Genomic DNA, 24,392 nt, shown 5'->3' with positions numbered 1-24,392 from the left:
TCTCCCGCGCATAGCTTCGCGCCGCGTCGCGCATCATCCGCTCGTCCTCGGACAACTGCTCTTCCAGCCGGAAGGCGTCCTCCCAGTCAAAGCGCGAAAGATCAGGGGCGTCCTTGGGTTTCAGGGCGGGCATGGGTCTCTCCGTTCCGTGGTTGGCGCATTTCTAAGGCGTCGGCTTGCCCGTTTCAAATGAATAGGCTTTACAGGTTGATGAGTATTTCTCATCAAGTCGGAAGCCCATGCGCCACGCCTACACGCCCACCCTGCCAGAGTTGCAGGCCTTCTGCGCCGCCGCTCGGGAAGGTTCCGCCACCCACGCCGCAGCGGCTCTCGGTCTCACGCAGAGCGCGATCAGCCGGGCGCTCGGCAGTCTCGAGGCGCGGCTGGGCGTCCGGCTCTTCCACCGGGTGCGGCAGCGGCTCGTTCTGTCGGACGCGGGCCGCGCGATGTTTCCCGAGGCGGAGCGCCTTCTGGCAGACCTCGATTCCGCCGCGCTGACCGTCATGGCCTTCGGCGGCCATCGCGACGTGCTGCGCATCGCCTCGCTGCCGACCTTCGCGGCCGTCTGGCTGATCCCCCGCCTGTCGCGCTTCGCCGCCCTGGCGCCGAACGTGACCTTCGATATGAGCGCGACGCTCGGTCCCCTCGATTTCGAGCGCGACCCGCGGGACCTCGCGATTCTGCGGGGCGCGCCTCGGGGCCGGGGGATCAGGTCCGAAACGCTCCTCGAGGAACGGCTCGTCGTCGTGGCATCCGCCGCGCTCCTGCCGGGCGCCGAGCCCCTGGAGGACGAGGCGCTGGCGCGGCTGCCGCTTCTCCAGCAGGCGACGCGGCCCAATCTCTGGCTCGACTGGTTCCTCGACGCGGGGCTCGATCCGATCACGATCCTGAGGGGGGCCCGGATGGAACAGTTCGGCATGGTGCTTGCCGCCGCGAGGGCCGGGCTTGGCGTGGCTCTGGTCCCCGAGATCCTTGTCCGTGGCGAACTCGCCTCCGGTACCCTCCGCCTTGCCTCCCGCCGGTCGATGGTGACGGGAACGCCCTACGCGCTGCACTATCCCGAACGCAGCGAGGAAATCGCCGCCTTCCGCAGCTTCCGCGACTGGATCCTCAGCGAGGCCCGAGCAACCGGGCAATGACCGGGGCCGAAAGGATCACGACGAAGATGCGTAAAAGGTGGTGCGCGACGACGAAGGCCACGTCCGCACCGGTGACGATGGCGATCACCGCCATTTCTGCCTGGCCGCCGGGCAGGAACGACAGCATCACGTCGAGGAACGGTGCGCCCGAGACGACCTGGACGACCTCGATGAACCCGAGCGAGATCAGAGCGAGGAGCGCGGCGAAGGCGAAGCCCGCGCCAACGTCCACGCGAAGCTCCCTGGCGGTGATGCCGGCATATTTTGACCCGACCGCGATCCCGATGAAGAACTGAGCGGCCCATATGATTTCGGCGGGCGGCCGCTGGTTGATGAAGCCCGAGAGGCTCAACATGGCGGTCAGTATCAGCGGCCCCAGGATCGATGCTCCGAAAAGCCCGATCCGCTCCGCCCCTTTCCAGCCCAGAAGGCCCGCCGCGACCATGAGCGCGAGTTCGTTCGGGGGGACGTCGGAGAACGGGACGCCGGGAGGCCGTGTCAGGTTGGCGCCGTAGACGAAGGTCAGAAGGAACGGCGCCGCGGTCACGATCACGAGGACACGCGTGGCGTGGACAAGGCTCATCGCGCGCACGTCGCCGCCCGCCTCCTCGCCGAAGATCAGCATGTCCTGCAAACCACCCGGCATCGCGGAGTAGAAGGCGGTCGGATGGTCGAAACCCATGACGCGGCGGAAGAACGGGTAGCCGATGCCGCCGATGACGAGGACGAAGACCGGAACCATCATCAGCGTCGGCCCATGCGAGGGAAGCTCTCGCAGGAATTCGGGCGTGACGGTCGCGCCGATGGCCACGCCAAGGAAGGTGCGCATGAAGGTGCCGAGCGTGCCCATCCCCTTCAGGGGCGCTCCGGCCAGCGCGAAGACGAGGCAGCCCAGCATCGGGCCGAGGAGGAGGGGAAGCGGCAAGCCGCCCGCCAGGAAGGCCGCCGTTCCGAGCACGGCGGCAACGAGCGTCAGGAGGCGGGGCGGGGCTCTTCGCATGGCTTTGCGCATAAGTGCAGACCTTCCGCCCCGCAAGAGGGCGATCGAAGTGTATCGCGCCCTGCCGGATTGGCGGATAACCGCAAGTCGACCCGGCCAGTCACGAGGAAGTTATTCCATGCCCTTACGCTTGCTCCAGCTTCGGGTAATTATCGGTCGGAAATAGTTCCAGGAGTTCGCTGATGCGCCCCATGCTTAAGACGACCACCGCCCTCGTGGCCAGCCTTTCTCTCATCATGCCGATGCCGCTTGCGGCGCAGGAAGGCAATGCTGGGGCGCCGATCCTTTGCTCGGATGGGTCCGAGCCGCCCTGCGCGGAGGGCGATCCGGCGAACGAGCTGCTGAAGGCGCAGGAGGAGGCTGAAGCCGCCGCGGCCGCCGAGGCTGAGGCAAAGGCCGCCGAAGAGGCCGCCGCCGCGGAAGCGGAAGCTGCCGCCGAGGCCGAGGCAAAAGCTGCCGAAGAGGCCGCCGCCGCGGAAGCGGAAGCCGCCGCCGAGGCCGAGGCAAAGGCTGCCGAAGAGGCTGCCGCCGCGGAAGCGGAAGCCGCCGCCGAGGCCGAGGCAAAGGCTGCCGAAGAGGCTGCCGCCGCGGAAGCGGAAGCTGCCGCCGAGGCCGAGGCAAAGGCTGCCGAAGAGGCTGCCGCGGCGGAAGCGGAAGCCGCTGCCGAGGCCGAGGCAAAGGCCGCCGAAGAGGCTGCCGCCGCGGAAGCCGCTGCCGAGGCCGAGGCAAAGGCCGCCGAAGAGGCTGCCGCCGCGGAAGCGGAGGCCAAAGCCGCAGAAGAGGCTGCTGCCGCAGAGGAACCGGCGGAAGCCGCACCCGCCGAAACGGAGGAACAGACAGAGGCCGCGCCCGAAGTGACGGCCGAAGAGACTGCCCCGGCCAATGCCGAAGCCGCCGACGCCGAGGCGCCGACACCGGCGGAACCGATGGCAGCGGCCGAAGAAGCGGCGGCGGGCGTCGTGCCCGAGGCGGCGGCTCTTGCCGTGATCGACAACGAGGCCGCGCAGGAGGCCGCAGCGGAGGTGGTCGAGGAAGTCGTCACCGAGGAGACTTCCCGCTCCTCCGCCGAGGATTTCGATACGACGGTCAGCGGAGCTGCGGTCACGGAAAAACGCAAGCGCGACGGTCTCAGCGACTTCGAGAAGGCGCTCCTGATCGGCGTTGGCGCTGTTGCCGTCGGGGCGATGCTTTCCAACAACCGCCGAGTCGAACTGAGCTCGGGCGACCGCGTCGTCGTGACCCGCGACGATGGCAGCTATGAAGTCCTGAAGGACGACAACGTGCTCCTGCGCCAGCCCGGCAGCCGGGTCGAGACGCGCACCTTCGACGACGGTTCGACCCTCACCACGGTCACGCGCGACGACGGCAGCCGCATCGTCACCATCCGTGACCCGGAACTGCGCGTCATCCGCCGGGTGCACTACGATGCCGATGGCCGCGAGACGATCCTGATCGACGACACCTACGAGGTGGAGCCGGTCGATATCCGCGCGCTTCCCCGTCCGGCGCCGCAGCCCGACTACACTGGCATGACGCGGGAAGAGGCCCTGCGGGCGGCGCTTGAGCGGGAGGCGGCGCTCGACCGGCGATTCTCGCTGGCGCAGGTGCGCGCGATCCCCGAGGTGCGAGCCCTCGTTCCGGTGATCGACCTCGACGCGATCACCTTCGATACGGGTTCCGCCGCCATCGAGCCCGACCAGGCGCGCGCGCTCGCCGATCTTGGCGGGCTCATCACCGACATGATCGCCCGGAACCCGCGGGAGGTGTTCCTGATCGAGGGCCATACGGACGCGGTGGGCAGCCCTGCCATCAACCTTGCCTTGTCGGACCGTCGGGCCGAATCCGTGGCCCTGGCGCTGACCGAGTATTTCGGGGTGCCGCCCGAAAACCTCGTGGTGCAGGGCTATGGCGAATCCTTCCTGAAGATCGACACCCAGGACGCCGAGCGAGCCAACAGGCGCGTGAGCGTCCGGCGCATCACCGACCTCCTGCGGTCGGCGGTGGCCGAATAGGCGCCCATTACGCAGGAACCGGGTCGCCGGGAGCGGCGGTCCAGCGCAGGGTCATGGAAGCCGAAAGGAGGTTTCCATGGCCTTGCAGTTCCAGCCGATCGACACGGGCCTTGCCCGCGCATACCGCGCGGGCGGGCCGGATGCCTACGGACGCGCGCCGGAACGCGGCCCGGTATCGGACGGGGCAGGTGTGCCTTGCCGCCATTGCCTGTGCAACGTGCCCGCAGGGCAGCGCTACCTGATCCTGGCGCACCGGCCGTTTCCGGAAGTTCAGCCCTATGCCGAAACCGGACCGATCTTCCTTTGTGAAAGCGATTGCGAGTCGTGGTGCGGTGACGGCCCGCCGCCGATCCTGACCACCAGTCCGGACTACCTGCTCAAAGGCTACACGGCGGACCACCGGATCCTCTACGGCACGGGGCGCGTCGTGAGCCGAGAGGAACTGATTGATTATGCAGAGAAACTCCTGTCCGACCCGCGGGTCGCTTTCGTGGATGTCCGTTCGGCGCGGAACAACTGCTACCAGTTGCGAATTTTTCGGGCGCGGGCGGCCGATTTGACCGAGGTCAAGGTTCAGGCTGTCGCTTCGCGGTAATTGGATTCTGACTGGAAACACGGATCGCTGTCGAGCGGCTCTCCCTCCGCTCTGCGTGTCCGGTCGGACGGTCGGCGCTCTCCCTCGCCAGACCGAAAGCGCTGCGGGCCGAAACCCGCAGCGTTATTTTTTTCGGCCCGACCAGCGCCGCATGTTCCCACGAAGAGGTCGCGTGGTTTTCTTGCCTCTGGCGCGGTCGAGGGGCTGGGGCCATAGTATGCGCGACAAGGGGGAGAGCATGGATACTGCGGATTACGACCGGATTCCCGAAATCGCGCTTGAGTGGCACCGCGACGGGCGCGGCGCGGCGCTGGCGACCGTGGTCGAGACATGGGGCTCTGCGCCGCGGCCGATCGGCAGCCAGCTCGTCGTGTCCCGCGAGGGCGAGATGATGGGCTCGGTCTCCGGTGGCTGCGTCGAGGGCGCAGTCGTCGCGGAGGCGGTGGAGGCGCTCGCGGGAGGCCAGCCGCGGCTTCTGACCTTCGGCGTGTCGGACAACGACGCCTTTGCCGTAGGACTGGCCTGCGGCGGGACCATCCGGGTGCTGGTGGAACCGGTCGGGGACCAACTGGACGCGTTGCCCGAAGCGACGCTCGCCGAGATCGTGGCCGCGCGCGCCGAACGCCGACCGCTCGCCTATGCCGTCGACCTGTCGACATGGGCACGGCGCCTGGTCCCGCGCGGCGAGGGTTTCGCGGACCGGTTTCGTGGCGACAAGTCCGGCGTGGAAGGAGAGGAATTCGTCGCGATCTTCAATCCGCCCCTCAGGATGATCGTCGTCGGCGCGGTGCATATCGCGCAGGCGCTGCTGCCGATGGCGCGGGCCTGCGGTTACGACCCCGTTCTCATCGACCCGCGGGAGGCCTTCGGTTCCTCCCTGCGCTTTCCCGGCGAGGACATCCGTCACGACTGGCCGGATGAGGCGATGGCGGCCGTCGGGCTCGACACGCGAACCGCCGTCGTGACGCTGACGCATGACCCGAAGCTCGACGACCCGGCGATCAAGGCGGCGCTTCGCTCGGAGGTCTTCTACCTCGGCTGCCTTGGGTCCAGCCGCACCCATGCGAAGCGGGTGACGCGGCTGGCGGAGGCGGGGTTCACCGAGGCGGATCTTTCGCGCATCCATGCCCCCATCGGCCTCGATATCGGCGCGAAGAGCCCGGCGGAAATCGCCGTTTCGATCATGGCCGAGGTGACTGAACGGCTGAGGCTCGGCTGATGGAATTCGGACCGGTTCCGCTCGATCAGGCAGGGGGCGCCATTCTTGCCCATTCGGCCAAAGCGAAGGGGCGGAAGATCGCCAAGGGCACTGTGCTCGGGCCGAAGGAGATCGAGGCCCTTGCCGCGGAGGGTTTCGAGGAGGTCGTCGTCGCGCGCCCCGGGCCGGAGGACGTCGCCGAGGACTTGGCGGCGGAGCGGCTGGCCCGCGCGCTCGTCCCCGATCCAGAGGAGGCGGGGCTCATGCTGACGGCCCCGCATGCGGGGCGGGTCAACCTGAAGGCCCTTGGTCCGGGCATCGCCACCATCGACGTGGACAAGGTCCACGCGCTGAATCGGGTGGACCCGGCGATCACGCTCGCGACCGTCGCGCCGCATGTGCGGGTGGCGAAGGGCACGCTTGTCGGAACGGTCAAGATCATCAGCTACGCGGTGCCGGGCGCGGCGCTCGATACGGCCTGCGCGGCGGCGGCGGGAGCGTTGGCGGTGCGGCCGGTCGCGCTGCGTTCGGCGGGCTTGATGCTGACGGAGGTTCCGGGACAGGCCGGGACCCTGAATGAAAAGGGCCGCAAGGCGGTCGAGGGCAGGCTCAGGGCCTTGGGCATTGCGCTTGCCGATTGTGTGATGGTGCCGCACGAGAGGGAGGCGATGGCGGCGGCCCTGGAAAGGCTTCAGGGCGACGTCCTTCTCATCCTGACGGGTTCGGCGACCTCCGACCTGCATGACGACGGTCCGGAAGCCGTCCGTCGCGCCGGCGGCACGGTGGCGCGTTTCGGTATGCCGGTCGATCCCGGCAACCTCCTGTTTCACGGAAAGTTCGGCGGACGCCCGGTGATCGGCCTGCCGGGCTGCGCGCGCTCTCCCGCGCTCAATGGCGCGGACTGGGTGCTCGAACGCATCGCCTGCGGGCTCGATATCTCAGACGACGACATCGCCGCGATGGGCGTCGGCGGGCTCTTGAAGGAGATCCCGATCAGGCCGCAGCCGCGCGAGGGCTGACATGTGCGTGGCCGGAAATCGCCCGCCTGGTCCCATGAAGGGTGTTCTCAAAGCGCTGGTCGCATGGTCTATTGGGCCGAATTCATCAGGTGGGATGTGATGGCGAAGATCACGATGACCGTGAATGGCAAAAGCGTGTCCGGCGATGTCGAGGGCCGCACGCTGCTCGTCGACTACCTGCGGCAGGGGCTGGGCCTGACGGGCACCCATGTCGGCTGTGACACGTCGCAATGCGGAGCCTGCGTGGTGCATGTCGACGGCATGGCGGTGAAATCCTGCACCGTCTTCGCGGCCGACCTGGAAGGGGCCGACGTGGTCACCATCGAGGGGGTGGCCGACGCAGAAGGCTCTCTCGGCGCGCTTCAGCAGGCGTTTCGTGATCATCACGGGCTTCAGTGCGGCTACTGCACGCCGGGGATGGTGATGTCGGCGGCGGCTCTTCTGGCCGAGAACCCGAAGCCCACGGAGGCCGAGGTGCGGCACTACCTCGAGGGGAACATCTGCCGCTGCACCGGGTATCAGAATATCGTCAAGGCGGTTCTGGCCGCGTCAGGTCAGGACGTGTCCACCTTCGCGGCCGAGTGAGCGGGCCCTTGCCGGGCAGGGAGGCAGTCGATGTACGAATTCGAGTTCAGGAAACCCGCGACCCTCGCCGAGGCGCTGACGGCGCTCGAGGCCGAGGACGCGATGCCGCTTGGCGGTGGCCAGACGCTGATCCCCGCGCTGAAACAGCGGCTTGCGGCGCCCGCGGTACTGGTGAGCCTCAACGGGATAGCGGAGATCAAGGGCGTTTGCCGGGCTGATGACGGCTCCGTCGCCGTGGGCGGCGGGACGACGCATGCGGCGGTGGCGAAGGAGACGGCGGAGATATTCCCCGCGCTGGCGGAACTTGCGGGTGGGATCGGCGACCCCGCCGTGCGCAACCGCGGCACGATCGGCGGGTCGCTTGCCAACAACGACCCGGCGGCCTGCTACCCGGCGGCGGTGCTGGGGGCGGGCGCGACCTTGGTGACGAACATCCGCCGGATCGCAGCGGACGACTTTTTCGAAGGCATGTTCACCACTGCGCTGGAACCCGGCGAAATCATCACCGAGGTCCGCTTCCCCGTGCCGGAGAAGGCCGCTTACGCCAAGTTCCGCCAGCCGGCGTCGCGCTTTGCGCTCGTCGGCGTATTCGTGGCGAAGTTCAAGGGCGGAGTGCGCGTCGCAGTGACAGGCGCGTCGGAGGAAGGCGTCTTCCGCTGGAGCGAGGCAGAGAAGGCGCTGTCCAAAAGCTTTGCGGAGGAGGCGGTAAAGGGCCTTGCGCCCTCGGCCGATGGCATGATCGCGGACCTGCACGGCACGCCTGGATACCGCGCCCACCTTGTCGGCGTCATGACCGCGAGGGCTGTCGCGGCGGCGCGCTGACGGGTCTGGCGGCCGCGTTGAGGGAACGCGCGATTTGCGTCCTTTGGCCGAGGTCGAACGGCAAACCGGATCATCGCGAATTGAGATCAATCAAGGCACCGCCCCCGGATTGCCATTAGGCATGACCGAAGGGGGGTGGGACCATGCGGTTGGCGATACTCGGTGCGATCTTATTCCTGATCGGCGCCACGCAGGCAGATTCCAGGGAGTGCAGGTTGCCCAGCCCGAGGCCCGGCGTCGTCTCCGAAGAAATCCCTCCGCGCAGTTTCTTCCTCTGCCTGCTCGCAGAAATCGACGACCTGAAGAAGCGACAGGAAGAACTGGAACGGATCGTCCCCGAATATGAGCGCCTCGTCGCGGAAATGCCGGTGCCCTACCTCAACGACAACGGAAAGGTAACGGTGGAGGAGGGCAGGCGAATTGGAAGCGCCACGTTCACGCTTGACGCACGCCAGACAGGGCGCGCCTCTTCCCTCCGCCTCGATCAAGCGGTCATCGAGGAACTCTGCACGACGACCCGGGGTTGCCGGATGTCCCTCATCCGTCGCGTGATAGGGCTCCGCCAGACAGAGCCGCTTGAATCCATCATCGTCGGCCCGTGTCTCTTCGACTATGACGCGGTTTCTGGCGCGTGGCTTCGCGGCACCGGGTGTTCGGGTGACGCCATCAGCGGGAAGGACGGTGACGGTGCCGTCGGCGCGAAGAGTTCGGGCGCCGATGTCGTCATCGAGGCCGGGGAGGGCTGCCTTATGGCCGATGCGGATATCCGTCTGGCGGTCGGGGCGGACCACGAGATACTGGACCGAGACCACTCTCGGGGCCTCTACCTGATCGCCGCGCCTGAAAGACTGACGACGAGCATCAGGCGTTTTCGGTGCGATCTGGAGATTGACTGAATCTGGCCGGACCTCCGCCGGGATGCATGGCGGATCGGCGCAATGCCGGGCGATACGCAGACGAAGCCGGGCCGGACCCTTCAGTGGGTCCTCATGGCCCCAGCAGCGCCTTTGACGCGGATCAAGGCAGCTCCTGATCGTCAGCCGTAGGGTTCCCGCGATCCGAAGGAGGCGCGGGCGGAATGACCGACAGACCTGACATCGACGAGGTTCTCGCGCGCGCCCGACCGCATTCGCGCTGGCGGCGTGGGGTGACCGCGGGCGTCATCATCGCCCTGGTCGCAGGTGCGGGCTGGTATCTCTACACCCGAGGTGCCGGGGAGGCCGCGACGATCTATTCCACCTCGCCCGTGCAACGGGGGGCCCTGACGGTGACGGTCACGGCCACTGGCACGGTCGAGCCCACGAACCTCGTCGAGGTATCAAGCGAACTTTCGGGCACGGTCAAATCGGTCCGCGCCGACAGCAACGACGTCGTGAGGAAAGGGCAGGTCCTGGCCGAACTCGACACCGAGAAGCTCGAAGCCTCGATGGAGCGGAGCCGCGCGACACTCGCGGCGCGGCTTGCGCGCGTGACGGAGGCGGAGGCCACGCTGGGGGAGGCGCTGGAGGATTACGAACGCGTCAAGGAACTGGCCGACCGGAACGTCGTGTCGTTGCAGATGCTGCAATCCTCGCAGGCGGCCCTTGCCCGCGCCGAGGCGAGCGCCGAGATCGCGCGGGCCGATGCCAAGGTCGCGGAAGCGGATCTGCGTTACGAGGAGACGAACCTCGCCAAGGCGTGCATCTGTTCTCCGATCGACGGGGTCATCCTGGGCCGCAACGTGGACGTGGGCCAGACCGTCGCCTCATCGCTTCAGGCGCCGGTCCTGTTCACGATCGCGGAAGACCTGTCGAAGATGGAGCTTCGCGTCGATATCGACGAGGCGGACGTGGCGAGCGTGCATGTCGACGATCGCGCCACCTTCACGGTCGAGGCCTATCAGGACCGGGTCTTCCCGGCCGAGATCGCCAAGATCCTCTACGCGCCGCAGACGGTGGAAGGGGTCGTGACCTACGAGGCGGAACTGATCATCGACAATTCAGAGCTTCTGCTGCGACCGGGAATGACCGCCACGGCGGAGATCGTCGCGGAGGAGATCACCGACGCGGTCCTCATCCCGAACACGGCACTTCGCTTCTCGCCCCCGCTCGAAGCGGACGACGACAAGCAGGGCGGGGGCGGGCTTCTGGGCCTCCTGATGCCGCGGCAGCCGCCGGGGGAGGAGACCGTACAGGCGCCCGCGGCGGACGGCACGCGGACCGTCTGGGTGCTGCGCGACGGCGCGGCGGTTCCCGTGTCGATACGCACCGGCGCCACGGACGGCGTTAGAAGCGTCGTCACCGAAGGAGACCTTGCCGAGGGTGACCTCGCCATCACCGACGTCGTCGAGGAGCCGTAACGGCGATGGGAGAGGCCGCGCCGCTCATCTCGCTTTCCTGCATCTCGAAGGTCTACGGCACCGGCGCGGCGCGGGTGCGCGCGCTGTCGGAAGTCGACATGACCATCCGCGAGGGCGAATTCGTCGCGATCATGGGGCCGAGCGGGTCGGGAAAGTCCACCGCGATGAACCTTCTGGGCTGCCTCGACACGCCGACGGACGGGACCTACCATTTCCTCGGCGCGGATGTGGGCAAACTCACCCGCGACCAGCGCGCGCTCTTGCGGCGGAACTACATCGGCTTCGTCTTCCAGGGCTACAACCTGCTCGCCCGGAGAACGGCGCTTGAGAACGTCGAACTGCCCCTGATCTACAAGGGCGTCGGCGCGGCGGAGAGGCGCGCGCTTGCGCTGGACGCGCTCGACAAGGTCGGGCTTCGCGGCCGCGAAGGCCACGACCCCTCGGAGCTTTCCGGTGGCCAGCAGCAGCGCGTGGCGATCGCCCGCGCGATTGTCGGGCGGCCCGCGGTGATCATGGCGGACGAACCGACCGGCAACCTCGATACCGCGCGCAGCCGTGAGATCATGGACCTCCTGACGCGCTTCAACCGGGACGAGGGGATCACCATCGTCATGGTGACGCACGAGACCGAGATGGCGGCCTACGCGCACCGGCTGATCCACTTCCTCGACGGCCGTATCGAGAACGACGGCCCGGCGAAAGGGGCGGCCTGAGATGCTGTGGGAGACGATCCGCCTCGCTGTCCAGGCCATCTTCCGCAACGCGTTGCGGTCGTTCCTGACGATCCTCGGCGTGGTGATCGGCGTGGGTGCCGTGATCGCGATGGTGACGGTGGGCCAGGGCTCGGCCGAGCAGGTGACATCGGACGTGGCGAAACTCGGGCGCAACCTTCTCGTGGTGCGGCCGGGGCAGGGGCCGCACGGACCCGGGGGGACGAGCGGCGCGGCGGCGAGTTTCGACGTGCGGGACGTGGACGCGATACAGGACCAGATCGCGAGCGTGCGCGTGGCGGCGCCCGCCAATACGCGGATGATGACCGCGATCGCGGGAAACGAGAACCGGTCGACCACAGTCATAGGCACCGACACCCGCTATCTGGAGGCGCGGGACATGCCGGTGGTGCTTGGCCGCCCGTTCTTCGAAAGCGAGCTTCGCGTCGGCGCCTCCGTCTGCGTCCTGGGGGAGACCGTCCGCCGCGAGCTTTTCGGCGCCGGCGATCCGGCCGGCCAGACGATGCGGCTGAAAACCATCTCCTGCAAGGTAATCGGCGTGATGGAGGAGCAGGGCGTGTCGAGCTTCGGCACCGATCAGGACGATTTCGTCCTGATCCCGCTCAAGACATTCCAGCGGCGGGTCGCGGGGAACAACGACGTGCCCCTGATCTACGTTGCGGTGAAGGACGGCTATTCCACCGACAAGGCCAAGGGCGAGATCGAGAGGTTGATGCGCGAAAGGCGGCGGATCGGTCTGGACGAAGAGGATGATTTCAACGTCTTCGACATGAAGCAGATCGCCTCGGTGCTGACGGGGATCACCAACGTCCTGACGGGGCTTCTATCGGCGGTCGCCGCTGTCAGCCTGCTTGTCGGCGGGATCGGGATCATGAACATCATGCTCGTTTCCGTCACGGAACGCACGCGCGAGATCGGCATCCGGCTCGCCGTCGGCGCCGAGGAACGCCAGGTGCTGATGCAGTTCCTCGTGGAAGCGATCGTGCTGTCGCTTCTCGGCGGGGCGCTCGGGATCCTTCTCGGGCTCGGGCTCGGCGCGGTGGGGGCGAACCTCCTCAACGTGCCATTCTCTCCCGATCCCTTCATCATCCTGCTTGCCTTCGGCTTCTCGGCGCTGATCGGGATCGTGTTCGGATATTTCCCGGCTCGCCGCGCGGCGCGGCTCGACCCGATCGAGGCGCTTCGGCACGAGTAAGGGGCGCAGGCCCGACGGCCGTTCACCCCGCGGCGGTCTGCCTTTCGCGCAAGCGTTGGCGCCGAAGCTGTTCCTCGAAGACTTCCGCGCGTGGCCGCCACCTGTAATGGCTGTCCTCGAGCGTCGGCGACCAGTGCAGATCGCCGCCGTTCCGCCAGGGATCCAGCACCACGCCCTCGAACATGCCATCCCCGCTGCGGCTGACGATCAGCGTGCTGTGATCGATCCGGAGCGGGTTGCCCGAGTTGGCGATGGCGCGATGGAGCGCGAGGGTGCGGAAATCCTCCTGCCGCATCCGCGCCTCAAGGTCGTCTGCCCACTGGTAGCAAAGCCCGCGCGGGCGCAGGCCGAGATTGACCTTCGTGTTGTGGATCAGCGGTGGATCGGTCACCTGATATTCACGCGCGAGCTGGTGTGAATATTCGAATGCGATCCGCGCGGCCCGCTGCGCCTCTTCGGGATCGACTTCGGGCCCGAAGGACCGGATTTCCTCGGCCAGCTCCGAGATTTCCTGTTCCTGTGTCGGCGGCGGACCATCCGGCGACATCGCGCAGCCACCGGCGACGAGCACCACCAGCAGCGACAGAAGGTGCGCGAATCTGGAGATCATCGTCATTTCCGTCGGACGCTTCGTGGATACGTTTGGGAAGGTGCTAGCGCGTCATCGACGCGTTGTCGAGTTTTCGGGCCGGATCGGCGCGGGGCAGAGGCGCCGTGTTTCCGCCGCCGCGGCCCTCGTCGCGCGCCGAAACGAAAAACGCCCGCGGCTGCGGGCGTTTGTTCGTCTTGTCGGTGGCGATCACTTCGGGGCGATCATCATCACCATCTGGCGGCCTTCGAGCTTCGGCATCTGTTCAACCTTGCCGAGTTCCGCCACATCGGCCGCGACCCGGTTCAGAAGGTCGACGCCCAGTTCCTGGTGCGCCATTTCGCGGCCACGGAAGCGGAGCGTGATCTTCACCTTGTCGCCATTCTCGAGGAACTTCAGCACGTTGCGCATCTTGACCTCGTAATCGTGGGTATCGGTTCCGGGACGGAACTTGATCTCCTTGATCTCGATGATCTTCTGCTTCTTGCGCGCTTCGGCTTCCTTCTTCTGGGTCTCGTACTTGAACTTGCCGTAGTCCATGATCTTGCAGACCGGCGGCGTGGCGTTCGGCGAGATTTCAACCAGATCGAGACCCGCTTCTTCGGCCAGGGCCAACCCCTTGGCTGGAGTCACAACCCCGACGTTCTCGCCATCGGCACCGATCAGGCGAATTTCGGGGGCACGGATTCGTTCGTTGACTCGCGGGCCGGTGTCGCGTTGCGGCGGGGCGCTGTGAGGTCTGCGGGCTATGGCGAAGTTCCTTCTATCGTTGAGGATTTGATTGGCGCGCAAGGTAAACGCGGGAAATGGCCGATTCAACCCGGATTCATGCGCCCTCCCTTTCCTTTTCTGGCCTGCTCTGCCATAGCGCGCGTCGAAGGTCCGATGCCCGGACCCATCAAGGGAAAGACCATGAAGAGATCCATCGTCATCATCGTCATCCTCGCCGTTCTCGCCGGCGGCGGGTATTACTACTACGCGCAGCAGAAGGCTGCGCAGGAAGCCGCGGCGGCCGCGCAGAAGGCCGAAGAAGAGGCTGCTGCCGCTGCGAAGAAGGCCGAGGAGGAGGCTGCGGCCGCCGCCAAAGCGGCCGAGGAAGAAGCCGCCAAGGCTGCCGAATCCGCTGCCGAGGCTGTGACGGAGGGCGCCGAAGCCGCCGCCGAGGCCGTGACCGAAGGCGCTGAGGCTGCTGCGGACGCCGCGACGGAAGCTGCGGACTCGGTCGCCGATGTTCTCGACCCGGCGAACTTCAATGCCGAAGCGGTTGCCGCCGCCATCGACGGTTCGAACCTCGACGACGCGACGAAGGCGACGCTGAAGGCCGCCGTGGACGCCGCGAAAGACAGCCCCGAGGCGCTGTCGGCCGCTCTGGCGCAGGTTCGGGCCACGCTCGGCCTCTGATCCCAAGGCTGGAAAGTCGAAGGCCGCGCGGAGTGATCCGCGCGGCCTTTTTCCTTGTCATGACGGGATGTCGGATCAGATACCGTCGCCGACGAAGGCTTTCTCGACCACGTATTCCTTCGGGTCCGAGTTTGCGCCCTCGCGCAGGCCGAAGCCCTCAAGGACTTCCTTCACGTCCACGTTGAAGGCAAGCGAGCCGCAAACCATGGCGCGGTCGTGTTCGCGGTCCATCGGCTTGATGCCGAGGTCCTCGAACACCTTGCCGGAGGTCAGGTTGTCGGTGATCCGGCCCATGAGCGGGCTCTCTTCCCGAGTGGTCGTGGGATAATACTTGAGCTTGTCGCCGACGATTTCCCCGATCAGCGGGTCGTCCTTCAGGCTTTCCACCAACTGGCGACCGTATGCGAGTTCCGCGACGGTCCGGCAGGTGTGCATCATGATGACCTCGTCGTATTTCTCGTAGGTCTCGGGATCACGCATGAGCGAGGCGAAGGGCGCGATGCCCGTGCCGGTGGCGAGAAACCACAGCCGCTTGCCTGGCAGGAGCGCGTCGAGCACGAGCGTTCCAACGGGCTTCGGGCGCAGGATGATCTGGTCGCCGGGCTGGATGTGCTGGAGCCGCGAGGTCAGCGGGCCATCCGGCACCTTGATCGAATAGAACTCGAGCTCTTCGTCCCAGGAGGGCGAGGCGATCGAGTAGGCGCGCAGCAGCGGTTTCCCCTTGTCGTCCAGGAGCCCGATCATCACGAACTCGCCCGAGCGGAAGCGGAGCGATTGCGGACGGGTCACCCGGAACGAGAACAGCCGGTCAGTCCAGTGCTGGACCTGCGTGACGGTCTGCGCGTCGGGAAGGGCTCGGACGGGGGTGGCGGCGGCGTCGTTCACGGATCTCTGGTCAGTCATCTCTACAGCGGGCGCCTCGCGGCCCGTCCTTTATTTAGGGCAGTTTGCGGTTTGGCGGAAGCCCGGGATCAACCGGCGAGCCGCGACCTATAGTCGTAGGCACGCCAGTCCGCGCGAAAACGCCACTGGTCCTCGGGCTGGCGGGCCGCGAGGTCGTCGGAGATCTCCACCTCGTCAAAGCCCGACCGGCGGGCCATCGTATACTGGTCCGCGATGACGTGGCCCGCGGCCCGCAGGCGGCCGGTGAAGCCCTCGGCGCGCAGGAGGCGGCCCAGCGTGAAGCCGCGGCCGTCCGAAAAGGCGGGGAAGGCGACGCGCACGAGAACGTCGCCGCCGAGGTTGGCGGGCAGGGCCTCGGGCTTCGTATCGGGGGCGATGTCGATGATGTCGCCGGTCCAGTCCTCGGCATGGAAGCCGTTGTCACGCACGATAACGCTCATGCTGATGTCTCCTTACGTTTCGGCGCCGATCGGGCCGCGCACGATCTTTCCGTTGATGAAGTGAATGCCGCATTCGGTCTTTTCGCTTCCCCGCCAGCGGCCGGACCGCGGGTCCTCACCGGCCGCGACAGGGGTGGTGCAGGGGGCGCAGCCGATCGAGGGATAGCCCTTCGCCACCAGAGGGTGGCGCGGCAGGCGGTTGTTGACGATGTAGTCCTCGAGGTCCTCGCGGCCCCAGTGGGCCAGCGGGTTGACCTTGATCCGCGATGTGGTTTCGGCCTCGAAGAAGTCGATCGTGGCGCGGGTCGAGCCCTGGAAGCGCTTTCGCCCGGTGATCCAGGCGTCAAACGGCTCCAGTGCGCGTTCCAGCGGCTCCGTCTTGCGAAGCGCGCAGCATGCGTCCGGATTGGCCTTGTGCAACGTCCCGTCCGGGTCCGCGACTGCGCGGGCGGCAGGGTCGGCCCTGATCACACGGATACCGGTCAAGGGCAGGCTTTCCGCGATCTGCCGCTGATAGGCGAGCGTCTCGGGGAACAGCATCTCGGTGTCGATGAAGAGCACCGGGGTTGCGGGCGCGAGCACCGAGACGAGGTGCAGGAGCACCACGGATTCCGCCCCGAAGGAGGACACGAGCGCCACGCGCCCGACCTCCGGGTCGGAGAACGCGCGCTCGAGGACCGCTGTCGCCCCGTGGTGGCGATAGCGGTCGTTGAGCGCGGCCACCCGCTCGGCGACGGGCGGAAGGGGAGCCTCAAGCGGCATCCTGCTCCACCTCGCCGGGATAGAGCGCGGCCTTGAAGGGCTGCGGCCCAAGGCGGCGGAACGCCTCGATGAAGCTTTCCTCGCGGCTTGCCCGAACCTGGAGATAGGCGCGCAGCAGCCGCTCTATCGCCGGAACGATCTCGTCATAGGCAAAGCCGGGGCCAGCCCGTTCGCCGATCGCTGCGGCTTCCGTCGCGTCGCCGCCGAGCGTGATCTGGTAGTTCTCCACCCCCGCGCGGTCGAGGCCGAGGATGCCGATATGGCCCACGTGGTGATGGCCGCAGGCGTTGATGCAGCCCGAGATCTTGATCTTCAGCTGGCCTATTTCCTCTTCGAGGCCGATGGCCTTGAAGTGGGTAGCAAGCTGTTGCGCGACCGGGATCGACCGGGCGGTCGCGAGCGCGCAGTAATCCATGCCGGGGCAGGCGATGATGTCGGAGAGAAGCCCGACATTGGCGGTGGCCAGTCCGGCCTCGGCCAGCGCGGCATGGATCGCCGGCAGGTCCGACTTGTGGACATGCGGCAGGACCACGTTCTGTTCGTGGCTGATGCGGATCTCGTCGTGTCCGTAGCGTTCCGCGAGGTCGGCGATCAGCCGCATCTGCGCCGAGGTCGCGTCGCCGGGGGTTTCCCCGTGCGCCTTGAGCGAGATGGTGACGATCGCGTAGCCCGGCGCGCGATGGGCGGCGAGGTTCTTTTCTGCCCAGTCGCGGAACGCGTCATCGGTGGCAATGGCCGCGTCATATGCCGTTTCGGGCACTTTGCGGAACGCGGGCGGGGCGAAATGCGCCTCGATCCCGGCAAGGGCCTCCTGGTCGACGCCGCTGAACGCCTTGCGGGTCACGGCGAACCGGGCCTCGACCTCGTCGCGGAACGTGTCCAGGCCGTTCTCGAAGACGGTGATCTTGATCCGCGCCTTGAACTTGTTGTCGCGCCGGCCCATGAGGTTGTAGGTGGAGACGATGGCCTCGAGATAGGGCAGGAGGTCCGCCTTCGGCAGGAAGGGACGGATGACCTTGCCGAGCATGGGCGTCCGGCCGAGGCCGCCGCCGACGATGACCTCGAACCCCGGCGCACCGTCGTCGGCGCGAACCATGCGCAGGCCGATGTCATGGGCGCGGGTCACGGCGCGGTCGTTCGGGCTGCCGGTGATGCCGATCTTGAACTTGCGCGGCAGGAACTGGAACTCCGGGTGGTCGGTAGACCACTGCCGGATCAGTTCCGCGACCGGGCGCGGGTCGGCGATCTCGTCCGCGGCGGCACCTGCGAAGTGGTCGGCCGTCACGTTGCGGATCGTGTTGCCGGAGGTCTGGATCGCGTGCATGCCGACGTCGGCCAGCGCCTCCAGAATGTCCGGAACCTCGCCGAGCTTCGGCCAGTTGAACTGGATGTTCTGGCGCGTGGTGAAGTGGCCATAGCCCTTGTCCCAGCGATCCGCGATCGTTGCCAGCTGGCGCATCTTGCGCGAATTGAGCGTCCCGTAGGGGATCGCCACGCGCAGCATGTAGGCGTGAAGCTGGAGGTAAAGACCGTTCATCAACCTGAGCGGCCGGAATTCGTCCTCGGTGAGGGAGCCGTCGATGCGGCGCTCGACCTGGGCGCGGAACTGCGCGACGCGGTTGCGGACGAAGGCCTCGTCGAATTCGGTATAGTCATACATTCCGGTCGAGCTCCTGTTTGCCGTGCCGGTAGTTGGAAGGTCCCTTCGCGCGGAAGGCTTCGCGGAAATGGACGGGCTCGGGGCCGTTCGGGCCCCGGCGCGCGTCGGCGAGGTAGACGCCCACGACGCGGTCGCGCTGCGCCTCGGCCTTGAGCAGGCGGAGCGCCGCGTGGGCCTCGTCCTCGATCAGTTCCGCCTCGCCGTGGAGGCGGGTCCAGCGGTTGTCGGCGGTCAGGTAGACGACGTCGCCCTCGACGAGGGCGTTCGCGGTGACGACCTTGGGTGTGAAGCGGCGGCTCATCAAAGGGCCTCCTTGATGTCTGGAACTGCGGGAAGCGCGGACAGGTTGGCCGCGCGGGGCGCGAGGCCGAAGAGGATCACGGCGGGACCGCCGAGGCCCTCGGCGGCTGCGGGAAGATCGGCAAGGGTCGCGACCCGGATGCGCTGATCGGCGCGCGAGGCGTTTTCGACGAGCGTCACCGGCGTTTCCGGCGCGGCGCCGTGCATCATCAGGCGCCCCTGGAGAAAGCGCGCGGCCTTCTTGCCCATGTAGATCGCGGCGACTTCGCCACCGCGCGCGAGGCTTTTCCAGTCCTGCTCGGCGAAGCCGCTGACGTCGTGGCCGGTCAGGATGCGCAGGCTGCCGTTGCGGCCACGCCGCGTCAGGCTCTGCCCGATCTCGGCGGCCGCGGCGGAGGCTGCGGTGATGCCCGGAACGACCGTGTAGGCGATGCCCGCTTCCGCCAGGGCTTCGGTCTCCTCGTCGAGGCGGCCGAAGACACCCGGATCGCCGGACTTGAGCCGGATCACGTTCCGGCCGGCGCGGGCGAAGGCGAGGATCATCGCGGTGATGTCCTCCTGCAGCATCGAGGGGCCAAATCCCTCCTTGCCCGTCTCGACGAGCGTGGCCTGAGCCCCCGCGAGCGCGAGGACGCCTTCGCCCACGAGGCGGTCGTGAAGCACGATGTCGGCTTCCGCCAGCGCGCGCGCGGCGCGGAGCGTCAGAAGCTCGGGGTCGCCAGGGCCGGCGCCCACGAAAACGACGTGGCCGGGAGCGGGGGCCAAGGTGGCGGTGGTCTGGCGCATCGGCTTTCCTTCCGGTTTTTCTGCGGCCAATATAGAAAAATGTTCCACATATGCGCTAGTATGGCTTGCATATAAGAACGAATGTTCTCTATTCTGCGCTGGCAGAAACGAGCGTCCCCGAGACGGAGGGAATGGCGAATGGCAGTCCGGATAGATCAGATGGACAGGAAAATCCTCGCGGAACTTCAGGAGGACGCGGGGCAATCCCTCGACGAAATCGCGAAGAAGGTGGGGTCCTCGAAGACGCCGGTCTGGAACCGGATCCGCAAACTCAAGGAGGCCGGCGTGATCGGCCACCAGACCATGATTCTCGATCCCGAGGCGCTCGGGCTGGAGGCCTGCTTCTTCGTGCTGATCCGCACGAGCGAGCACGAGGTCGAGTGGCAGCGGAAATTCCTCGACGCGCTCAAGGCCCGCCCCGAGGTGATGGAGGCGCACCGGCTTGCCGGGGATATCGACTACATCCTCAAGGTCCGGGTGAAGAACGCGCGGGCCTACGACAGTTTCTACCAGGCGCTGATCTCCGAGGTGAAGATATACAACGTGACCGCGCTTCTCTCGATGGAGGAGATCAAGTCGACGACGCTTCTTCCGCTTTGACCGGCCCGGCTGGCCTGGTGCGCGTCAGTGCCGGACGACCAGCCGTTCCAGCCCGTGGAAGGGGTAGAGGTTCGCGTATGTCGGCGGTTCGGCCAGAGCGAGCCCCGGCAGGCGCTGGAACAGAATCGGGAGCGCCGTCTGCAACTCCAGACGCGCGAGCGGTGCGCCGATGCAGAAATGGAGCCCCGCGCCGAAGCTGTGGCTGGCCTTGACCGGGCGCCTGGGAAAAAAACTGTCCGGCATGTCCCAGCTCTGCGGATCGCGGTTCGCCGCTGCGAACAGAAGACCAACCTTGTCGCCGCGACGGAAGCTGTGGCCCCCGATATCGGCATCATCATAGGCCCATCGGGTGAAGAGGTGGAGCGGAGGATCGTAGCGGAGGATCTCCTCTACCGCAGCCTCGCAGCGGTTCGGAGCAAGCGCCTCGGCGCCGAGGCCGTTTTCCAGCAGCGCCTTCACGCCATTGCCGATCGTGTGGACGCTCGCCTCGTGGCCGGCATTGAGAAGCAGGATGCAGGTCGAGATCAGTTCGTCCGTGGAGAGGTGCTCGCCGTCCTCTTCTGCGGCGATGAGATGCGTGATGAGGTCGTCACCGGGGCGCGCGCGGCGTTCCTCGACATGGCCGCGGAGGAAATCGGTGAAGGCGCGCGTCGCGGCGATGGCGGCGTCTTCCGTCTCGGGCGTGCGGCGGGCCTGGTACATCGTCACCATGGCGTTGGACCAGGCGACGAGGTCAGGTGCCCACTCCTCCGGCACGCCGAGGAGGCGGGCGACGATGATGACCGGGAGCTTCTGCGCAAAGGCGGGCAGGAGGTCGAAGTCGCCGTCCGGGAAGGTGTCGGTCAACTCGTTCGAGAGCGCGGCGATCTCGGGGGCGAGGGTGGCAATGCGGCGCGACGTGAAGGCCCGGAGCACGAGCGAGCGGAGCCGCGTGTGCCGGGGCGGTTCAAGCTCGAGCATCGAATTCGCCTCGACCGCGTAGAAGGGCGCGAGGCGCTCCGGCACCGGCGCGCGCATTTCGGCGGGTGCCTCGCGCCCGAAGCGGCGGTCGCGCAGGATCGCGCCCACGGTCGCGGTCGAAAGCGCCATCGGCATTCCATAGTCTTCCCAGAAGAAGACGGACCCCGACCGGCGGGCGCGTTCGTAGAACGGGTAGGGGTTCTGGACGAAGGCCGGGTCGGTCGGGGGCTGCGTGAAGGAGTGCAACGTCAACTCCGGGGAAGTGGAATTATCCCCTGGGCGACAAGCACGCCCGCGCCCACGATCACGGCGGCGAAGGCCTGCATCCCGTTCCAGGCGGCGCCGGCCGCCACCATGATCAGCATGACGTAGAACGGCGTGGCATTTATATGGAGGGAGGCAAGCCCGATGCCAAGGCTGCCGACGGACATGATCCACAGAACCTGGCTGATGGCGAGTGATCCGACGCCATAAAGCGCAAGCGCGCCCGCCTCGCGCCATCCCAGAAGCGCCCAGTCCGGTCCGCTGCTCCCCATGGCGGTGTGGGCGAGCGCCGCGAGGCCCGTCAAGACGGCGGCACCTGTCAGGGTGACGGTGGTCCTGCCGAGAGGCGAGAGTTCAGGAAAGGCCGTGACCGTCAGGCGCGAGCCCAACGCGAAAACTGCGACGGAGACGAAGCACAGCGCGGCGCCGAGGCCAAGGCCCGCCGTCGAGACCTTGCCATCGAGCGCCATGACGCCGCCCGCCAGGCTAAGGAACATGCCGAGAACGATGGCGGAGCTGAGCCGGCGGCGATCGAGGAAGACCTCGATCGTCACACCGATGACCGGCATGCTGGCGGCAATCACGGCCACGGTGACGGCGTCAGTCATGTCCTGGCCGATCACCAGAAGGAAGGCGCCGAAGCCGATCGTGACGCCGCCGATCAGGATGCCGCGCCCCCAGTCCGCCCGAAAAAGCACCGCGGGTCCCTCGACCATCAGCCACAGAGGCAGCAGAACAACTGCGGCGAGTGCCATGCGGATGGCAGTGAGTTCCATCGGCGGCACTTTCCCGATGAGGAGTTCGGCGGCCGGAAGTCCCGATGCCCAGATCAGCATCGAAAGCATGCAGGCGAGGTTGGCGGTTACACGGCCGGAAACAGGTGCGGGGCTGGGGGCGAGGGCGGTCATGCATCGTTCCGGAAAGCGCCGGGTCTATCCCGGCACGTCGAAGCATGACGCCTCAAAGCACTTTGGGCTGCGCCGGAAGCGACCGGCGCATGACGCGATTGTCAGGCGGAAGCGGCGTCGAGCGCCTTGATAATGGAGGAGAAATCCTGCGCCTTGAGGCTCGCGCCGCCGACGAGCGCGCCGTCCACGTTGGAAATCGCGAAGATCTCGGCCGCGTTCGAGGGTTTCACGGAACCACCGTACAGCAGGCGGAAGGCCTCGCCCTCGGCGCCGAAGCGCTTCGCAAGCTGGGCGCGGAGGAAATCGTGCACCTCTGCGATCTGGTCATTCGTGGGTGTGCGGCCGGTGCCGATCGCCCAGACGGGTTCGTAGGCGATGACCGTGTCGGCGCCGCGCGCGCTGTCGGGGAGCGAGCCCGCGAGCTGGCCCCCGATCACGTCGAGCGTCCGCCCGGCATCGCGCTCGGCCTCCGTTTCGCCGACGCAGACAATCGCGGCAAGGCCAGCGGCATGGGCGGCAAGCGTCTTGGCGCGGACCTGCTCATCGGTCTCGCCGTGGTCGGTGCGGCGTTCGGAATGGCCGAGGATCACGTGTGTCGCCCCCGCGTCGGCGAGCATGGCGGCCGAGATGTCACCCGTGTGGGCTCCTGAGACCTCAGCGTGGCAATCCTGTCCGCCGGTGCGGATCGCGGCCTGGCCGATCGCCTCGTCCATCCAGACGAGAAGCGTCGCAGGCGGGCAGATCAGCACATCGCAATGGGGATCCGGGCAGGATTCGATCAGCGCCTTGATCTCGCCAAGGCTCGCTCGCGTGCCGTTCATCTTCCAATTCCCCGCCGCGAGTTTGCGCCGCATCGTCCGTCCCTCCGATCATCACGAGGCGGAGATTAGGTCAGAGGGTGGGTTCAGGAAAAGGGCGAAATGGTCGCCGGACAGCGGTCAGCCGTTCTCCGGCATCTCCTTGAACTTGATCGATTCACCACAGCCGCAGGCTTCGGCGACGTTCGGGTTGTTGAACTTGAACCCGGATTCGAGAAGCGAGGTCTGGTAGTCGATCTCGGTCCCGAAGAGGAACATCTGCGCCATCGGGGCGATCATGACGCGGGCGCCGTCCTGTTCCACGACCTCGTCGCGGGGGTCCACCTCGTCAACGTAGTCCATCGCGTATTCCATGCCCGCGCAGCCGCCTTTGCGCACGTCGATGCGCAGGCCCTGCTTGCCCGACTGTTCCATCAGGCGCGCGATCTGCCTGACCGCTGCGGGCGTGAGCGTTACCGCCTGCTTGCCGGGGATGGAGAACATGGGGTTCGCGTCCTTACTGCTGGGTCATGCCCGCCTCGATACGCGCGAGCGCATCGAGGACGGGGGTGAGATCGACCGTGGCCGCGGCCGCCTGAGTGGGTTCCGTCGGAGCCTCATGGGAGGCGACGGTCGCGCGGAGTTCCTCGATCGCGGCGACCGCCTCGGCGATGCGCGCCTGCGTCGCGGCGGCCGTCTCGGCCTGCGCTTCGGCGGTGACAGCGGACTGGGCCACGGAGTCCTGAAGCGCGGCGAGGCTGGCCGCGGTTTCGTCAAGCTTCGCGAGGATCGCCGCCTGGTTCTCCGACGCCGCCGTTTCCATCTCGGCGAGGCGTTCAACGATGGCCGCGCTGTCCGTGCTCAGCGCCTCCACCGATGGGTTGCGGGCATATGTCACCACCGCCGCGCCAACGGCGGCGCCGACGATGGCAGAGACCGAAACCCGCGCGACGAAGTTCGTGAAGATGTTGGCCATTCCTGAAACCTCACATGAAACCGAGTTCGAGGCGCGCCTCGTCAGACATCATATCCATGCCCCACTGCGGTTCCCAGGTCAGACGCACGTCGACCTGCTTCACGCCGGGAAGGGGCTCCACCGCATCCGCGACCCAACCTGGCATCTCGCCGGCCACGGGGCAGCCCGGCGCCGTGAGCGTCATCGTGATCTCCACCTCGTTTTCGGGCGAGATCTCGATCGTGTAGACGAGGCCGAGGTCGAAGATATTGACCGGGATTTCGGGGTCGTAGACGGAGCGGCAGGCTTCCACCACGCTTTCGTAAAGCGGGTGATCCGTGGTGGAGGGCTTGATCAGCGGAGTGCCCTCGACGGGGCCCGGGTTTTCGGCGGTCATCGATCTCTCAGCCTATCGCGCGGTTGTTGAGCGATT

At 67.1% G+C, this 24,392-nt stretch carries 29 protein-coding genes and 1 pseudogene; 13 read left to right on the top strand and 17 right to left on the bottom strand.

What is annotated here, in order from left to right; genetic code table 11:
* Positions 1 to 133 (bottom strand): annotated as a pseudogene (locus ABCN56_RS19065) (acyl-CoA dehydrogenase); the annotation flags it as partial.
* A 106-nt stretch (positions 134 to 239) separates the two neighbouring features.
* Here ABCN56_RS19065 and ABCN56_RS19060 point away from each other — a divergent pair.
* Positions 240 to 1,139, top strand: coding sequence for a LysR substrate-binding domain-containing protein (locus ABCN56_RS19060; RefSeq protein ID WP_343082427.1), 900 nt, complete (start codon positions 240 to 242; stop codon positions 1,137 to 1,139).
* Here ABCN56_RS19060 and ABCN56_RS19055 read toward each other — a convergent pair.
* On the bottom strand, positions 1,111 to 2,139 hold the full coding sequence (locus tag ABCN56_RS19055) for an AbrB family transcriptional regulator (RefSeq protein ID WP_343082426.1): 1,029 nt from the start codon (positions 2,137 to 2,139) through the stop codon (positions 1,111 to 1,113). The genes ABCN56_RS19060 and ABCN56_RS19055 overlap by 29 nt on opposite strands.
* Positions 2,140 to 2,321: 182 nt before the next feature.
* On the opposite strand from ABCN56_RS19055, the gene ABCN56_RS19050 reads away from it, so the two are divergent.
* From ABCN56_RS19050 to ABCN56_RS19005, 10 genes are all read left to right on the top strand, one after another.
* Positions 2,322 to 4,151 (top strand): OmpA family protein, encoded by a 1,830-nt coding sequence (locus ABCN56_RS19050; protein WP_343082425.1) that lies wholly within the window; start codon positions 2,322 to 2,324, stop codon positions 4,149 to 4,151.
* 76 nt (positions 4,152 to 4,227) lie between these two features.
* Positions 4,228 to 4,746: a DUF1203 domain-containing protein gene (locus ABCN56_RS19045; protein WP_343082424.1), complete on the top strand. Its 519-nt coding sequence runs from the start codon at positions 4,228 to 4,230 to the stop codon at positions 4,744 to 4,746.
* A gap of 238 nt (positions 4,747 to 4,984) precedes the next feature.
* Entirely contained in the window at positions 4,985 to 5,965 is a 981-nt protein-coding gene (locus tag ABCN56_RS19040; RefSeq protein ID WP_343082423.1) for an XdhC family protein, read from the top strand.
* On the top strand, positions 5,965 to 6,963 hold the full coding sequence (locus tag ABCN56_RS19035; protein WP_343082422.1) for a molybdopterin-binding protein: 999 nt from the start codon (positions 5,965 to 5,967) through the stop codon (positions 6,961 to 6,963). The genes ABCN56_RS19040 and ABCN56_RS19035 overlap by 1 nt, the downstream gene beginning before the upstream one ends.
* Positions 6,964 to 7,062: 99 nt before the next feature.
* The gene (locus tag ABCN56_RS19030) at positions 7,063 to 7,548 is read left to right on the top strand and encodes a (2Fe-2S)-binding protein (protein ID WP_343082421.1); all 486 of its coding nucleotides are present in this window, start codon (positions 7,063 to 7,065) and stop codon (positions 7,546 to 7,548) included.
* Positions 7,549 to 7,578: 30 nt separating this feature from the next.
* Positions 7,579 to 8,370 (top strand): FAD binding domain-containing protein, encoded by a 792-nt coding sequence (locus ABCN56_RS19025; RefSeq protein WP_343082420.1) that lies wholly within the window; start codon positions 7,579 to 7,581, stop codon positions 8,368 to 8,370.
* A gap of 143 nt (positions 8,371 to 8,513) precedes the next feature.
* A complete protein-coding gene (locus tag ABCN56_RS19020; protein WP_343082419.1) occupies positions 8,514 to 9,266 on the top strand; it encodes a hypothetical protein in 753 nt (250 codons plus the stop codon).
* Between the two features lie 182 nt (positions 9,267 to 9,448).
* Positions 9,449 to 10,708, top strand: a complete 1,260-nt coding sequence (locus ABCN56_RS19015; protein ID WP_343082418.1) for an efflux RND transporter periplasmic adaptor subunit — start codon at positions 9,449 to 9,451, stop codon at positions 10,706 to 10,708.
* A gap of 5 nt (positions 10,709 to 10,713) precedes the next feature.
* Positions 10,714 to 11,421 carry an ABC transporter ATP-binding protein gene (locus ABCN56_RS19010; RefSeq protein ID WP_343082417.1) on the top strand — a complete coding sequence of 236 codons (708 nt, stop codon included), beginning with the start codon at positions 10,714 to 10,716 and terminating at the stop codon, positions 11,419 to 11,421.
* A gap of 1 nt (position 11,422) precedes the next feature.
* A complete protein-coding gene (locus ABCN56_RS19005; RefSeq protein WP_343082416.1) occupies positions 11,423 to 12,634 on the top strand; it encodes an ABC transporter permease in 1,212 nt (403 codons plus the stop codon).
* Between the two features lie 22 nt (positions 12,635 to 12,656).
* Here ABCN56_RS19005 and ABCN56_RS19000 read toward each other — a convergent pair whose 3' ends face one another.
* The 3 genes from ABCN56_RS19000 to infC are packed head-to-tail and all read right to left on the bottom strand — an operon-like array spanning position 12,657 to position 14,015.
* The gene (locus ABCN56_RS19000) at positions 12,657 to 13,244 is read right to left on the bottom strand and encodes a hypothetical protein (protein ID WP_343082415.1); all 588 of its coding nucleotides are present in this window, start codon (positions 13,242 to 13,244) and stop codon (positions 12,657 to 12,659) included.
* Between the two features lie 43 nt (positions 13,245 to 13,287).
* The gene (locus ABCN56_RS18995) at positions 13,288 to 13,437 is read right to left on the bottom strand and encodes a hypothetical protein (RefSeq protein ID WP_343082414.1); all 150 of its coding nucleotides are present in this window, start codon (positions 13,435 to 13,437) and stop codon (positions 13,288 to 13,290) included.
* Positions 13,434 to 14,015, bottom strand: a complete 582-nt coding sequence (gene infC, locus ABCN56_RS18990; RefSeq protein ID WP_425466128.1) for a translation initiation factor IF-3 — start codon at positions 14,013 to 14,015, stop codon at positions 13,434 to 13,436. The genes ABCN56_RS18995 and infC overlap by 4 nt, the downstream gene beginning before the upstream one ends.
* Before the next feature lie 120 nt (positions 14,016 to 14,135).
* Between infC and ABCN56_RS18985 the strand changes: the two genes are divergently transcribed.
* A complete protein-coding gene (locus ABCN56_RS18985; protein WP_343082413.1) occupies positions 14,136 to 14,624 on the top strand; it encodes a hypothetical protein in 489 nt (162 codons plus the stop codon).
* Between the two features lie 75 nt (positions 14,625 to 14,699).
* Here the strand turns inward: ABCN56_RS18985 and ABCN56_RS18980 are convergent, their stop codons facing one another.
* From ABCN56_RS18980 to cobA, 6 genes are all read right to left on the bottom strand, one after another.
* Positions 14,700 to 15,527 (bottom strand): ferredoxin--NADP reductase, encoded by an 828-nt coding sequence (locus ABCN56_RS18980; protein WP_343082412.1) that lies wholly within the window; start codon positions 15,525 to 15,527, stop codon positions 14,700 to 14,702.
* Positions 15,528 to 15,595: 68 nt separating this feature from the next.
* Complete coding sequence (locus ABCN56_RS18975) at positions 15,596 to 15,967, bottom strand: DUF934 domain-containing protein (RefSeq protein WP_343082411.1); 372 nt, start codon at positions 15,965 to 15,967, stop codon at positions 15,596 to 15,598.
* Positions 15,968 to 15,979: 12 nt separating this feature from the next.
* Entirely contained in the window at positions 15,980 to 16,729 is a 750-nt protein-coding gene (locus ABCN56_RS18970) for a phosphoadenylyl-sulfate reductase (RefSeq protein ID WP_343082410.1), read from the bottom strand.
* Positions 16,719 to 18,389, bottom strand: coding sequence for a nitrite/sulfite reductase (locus ABCN56_RS18965; RefSeq protein WP_343082409.1), 1,671 nt, complete (start codon positions 18,387 to 18,389; stop codon positions 16,719 to 16,721). Before ABCN56_RS18965 ends, ABCN56_RS18970 begins: the two co-directional genes overlap by 11 nt.
* On the bottom strand, positions 18,382 to 18,690 hold the full coding sequence (locus tag ABCN56_RS18960) for a DUF2849 domain-containing protein (RefSeq protein WP_343082408.1): 309 nt from the start codon (positions 18,688 to 18,690) through the stop codon (positions 18,382 to 18,384). The genes ABCN56_RS18965 and ABCN56_RS18960 overlap by 8 nt, the downstream gene beginning before the upstream one ends.
* Positions 18,690 to 19,475 carry a uroporphyrinogen-III C-methyltransferase gene (gene cobA, locus ABCN56_RS18955; protein WP_343082407.1) on the bottom strand — a complete coding sequence of 262 codons (786 nt, stop codon included), beginning with the start codon at positions 19,473 to 19,475 and terminating at the stop codon, positions 18,690 to 18,692. The genes ABCN56_RS18960 and cobA overlap by 1 nt, the downstream gene beginning before the upstream one ends.
* A gap of 138 nt (positions 19,476 to 19,613) precedes the next feature.
* Here cobA and ABCN56_RS18950 point away from each other — a divergent pair, with 138 nt between their 5' ends.
* Positions 19,614 to 20,075, top strand: a complete 462-nt coding sequence (locus ABCN56_RS18950; RefSeq protein WP_343082406.1) for an Lrp/AsnC family transcriptional regulator — start codon at positions 19,614 to 19,616, stop codon at positions 20,073 to 20,075.
* Between the two features lie 24 nt (positions 20,076 to 20,099).
* Here the strand turns inward: ABCN56_RS18950 and ABCN56_RS18945 are convergent, their stop codons facing one another.
* The 6 genes from ABCN56_RS18945 to ABCN56_RS18920 form a co-directional block, all read right to left on the bottom strand.
* Complete coding sequence (locus ABCN56_RS18945) at positions 20,100 to 21,281, bottom strand: cytochrome P450 (protein WP_343082405.1); 1,182 nt, start codon at positions 21,279 to 21,281, stop codon at positions 20,100 to 20,102.
* Positions 21,282 to 21,283: 2 nt separating this feature from the next.
* Complete coding sequence (locus ABCN56_RS18940; protein WP_343082404.1) at positions 21,284 to 22,207, bottom strand: DMT family transporter; 924 nt, start codon at positions 22,205 to 22,207, stop codon at positions 21,284 to 21,286.
* 101 nt (positions 22,208 to 22,308) lie between these two features.
* Positions 22,309 to 23,061: a triose-phosphate isomerase gene (gene tpiA, locus ABCN56_RS18935; RefSeq protein WP_343082403.1), complete on the bottom strand. Its 753-nt coding sequence runs from the start codon at positions 23,059 to 23,061 to the stop codon at positions 22,309 to 22,311.
* Between the two features lie 84 nt (positions 23,062 to 23,145).
* Positions 23,146 to 23,508, bottom strand: coding sequence for a HesB/IscA family protein (locus tag ABCN56_RS18930; protein WP_343082402.1), 363 nt, complete (start codon positions 23,506 to 23,508; stop codon positions 23,146 to 23,148).
* Positions 23,509 to 23,521: 13 nt separating this feature from the next.
* The gene (locus ABCN56_RS18925) at positions 23,522 to 23,980 is read right to left on the bottom strand and encodes a hypothetical protein (RefSeq protein WP_343082401.1); all 459 of its coding nucleotides are present in this window, start codon (positions 23,978 to 23,980) and stop codon (positions 23,522 to 23,524) included.
* Positions 23,981 to 23,990: 10 nt separating this feature from the next.
* Positions 23,991 to 24,356, bottom strand: coding sequence for an SUF system Fe-S cluster assembly protein (locus ABCN56_RS18920; RefSeq protein ID WP_343082400.1), 366 nt, complete (start codon positions 24,354 to 24,356; stop codon positions 23,991 to 23,993).
* Positions 24,357 to 24,392 lie beyond the last annotated feature (36 nt).

Origin of the sequence: Ostreiculturibacter nitratireducens (assembly GCF_032670585.1) — a bacterium.
GTDB classification, from domain to species: domain Bacteria; phylum Pseudomonadota; class Alphaproteobacteria; order Rhodobacterales; family Rhodobacteraceae; genus Ostreiculturibacter; species Ostreiculturibacter nitratireducens.
This window is presented reverse-complemented; position numbering and strand designations above follow the sequence as displayed.

Coding starts and splice junctions, on each gene's coding strand:
- ABCN56_RS19060 (WP_343082427.1), top strand. CDS start 240: ATGCGCCACGCCTACACGCCCACCCTGCCAGAGTTGCAGGCCTTCTGC.
- ABCN56_RS19055 (WP_343082426.1), bottom strand. CDS start 2,139: ATGCGAAGAGCCCCGCCCCGCCTCCTGACGCTCGTTGCCGCCGTGCTC.
- ABCN56_RS19050 (WP_343082425.1), top strand. CDS start 2,322: ATGCGCCCCATGCTTAAGACGACCACCGCCCTCGTGGCCAGCCTTTCT.
- ABCN56_RS19045 (WP_343082424.1), top strand. CDS start 4,228: ATGGCCTTGCAGTTCCAGCCGATCGACACGGGCCTTGCCCGCGCATAC.
- ABCN56_RS19040 (WP_343082423.1), top strand. CDS start 4,985: ATGGATACTGCGGATTACGACCGGATTCCCGAAATCGCGCTTGAGTGG.
- ABCN56_RS19035 (WP_343082422.1), top strand. CDS start 5,965: ATGGAATTCGGACCGGTTCCGCTCGATCAGGCAGGGGGCGCCATTCTT.
- ABCN56_RS19030 (WP_343082421.1), top strand. CDS start 7,063: ATGGCGAAGATCACGATGACCGTGAATGGCAAAAGCGTGTCCGGCGAT.
- ABCN56_RS19025 (WP_343082420.1), top strand. CDS start 7,579: ATGTACGAATTCGAGTTCAGGAAACCCGCGACCCTCGCCGAGGCGCTG.
- ABCN56_RS19020 (WP_343082419.1), top strand. CDS start 8,514: ATGCGGTTGGCGATACTCGGTGCGATCTTATTCCTGATCGGCGCCACG.
- ABCN56_RS19015 (WP_343082418.1), top strand. CDS start 9,449: ATGACCGACAGACCTGACATCGACGAGGTTCTCGCGCGCGCCCGACCG.
- ABCN56_RS19010 (WP_343082417.1), top strand. CDS start 10,714: ATGGGAGAGGCCGCGCCGCTCATCTCGCTTTCCTGCATCTCGAAGGTC.
- ABCN56_RS19005 (WP_343082416.1), top strand. CDS start 11,423: ATGCTGTGGGAGACGATCCGCCTCGCTGTCCAGGCCATCTTCCGCAAC.
- ABCN56_RS19000 (WP_343082415.1), bottom strand. CDS start 13,244: ATGATCTCCAGATTCGCGCACCTTCTGTCGCTGCTGGTGGTGCTCGTC.
- ABCN56_RS18985 (WP_343082413.1), top strand. CDS start 14,136: ATGAAGAGATCCATCGTCATCATCGTCATCCTCGCCGTTCTCGCCGGC.
- ABCN56_RS18980 (WP_343082412.1), bottom strand. CDS start 15,527: ATGACTGACCAGAGATCCGTGAACGACGCCGCCGCCACCCCCGTCCGA.
- ABCN56_RS18975 (WP_343082411.1), bottom strand. CDS start 15,967: ATGAGCGTTATCGTGCGTGACAACGGCTTCCATGCCGAGGACTGGACC.
- ABCN56_RS18970 (WP_343082410.1), bottom strand. CDS start 16,729: ATGCCGCTTGAGGCTCCCCTTCCGCCCGTCGCCGAGCGGGTGGCCGCG.
- ABCN56_RS18965 (WP_343082409.1), bottom strand. CDS start 18,389: ATGTATGACTATACCGAATTCGACGAGGCCTTCGTCCGCAACCGCGTC.
- ABCN56_RS18960 (WP_343082408.1), bottom strand. CDS start 18,690: ATGAGCCGCCGCTTCACACCCAAGGTCGTCACCGCGAACGCCCTCGTC.
- cobA (WP_343082407.1), bottom strand. CDS start 19,475: ATGCGCCAGACCACCGCCACCTTGGCCCCCGCTCCCGGCCACGTCGTT.
- ABCN56_RS18950 (WP_343082406.1), top strand. CDS start 19,614: ATGGCAGTCCGGATAGATCAGATGGACAGGAAAATCCTCGCGGAACTT.
- ABCN56_RS18940 (WP_343082404.1), bottom strand. CDS start 22,207: ATGACCGCCCTCGCCCCCAGCCCCGCACCTGTTTCCGGCCGTGTAACC.
- tpiA (WP_343082403.1), bottom strand. CDS start 23,061: ATGCGGCGCAAACTCGCGGCGGGGAATTGGAAGATGAACGGCACGCGA.
- ABCN56_RS18930 (WP_343082402.1), bottom strand. CDS start 23,508: ATGTTCTCCATCCCCGGCAAGCAGGCGGTAACGCTCACGCCCGCAGCG.
- ABCN56_RS18925 (WP_343082401.1), bottom strand. CDS start 23,980: ATGGCCAACATCTTCACGAACTTCGTCGCGCGGGTTTCGGTCTCTGCC.
- ABCN56_RS18920 (WP_343082400.1), bottom strand. CDS start 24,356: ATGACCGCCGAAAACCCGGGCCCCGTCGAGGGCACTCCGCTGATCAAG.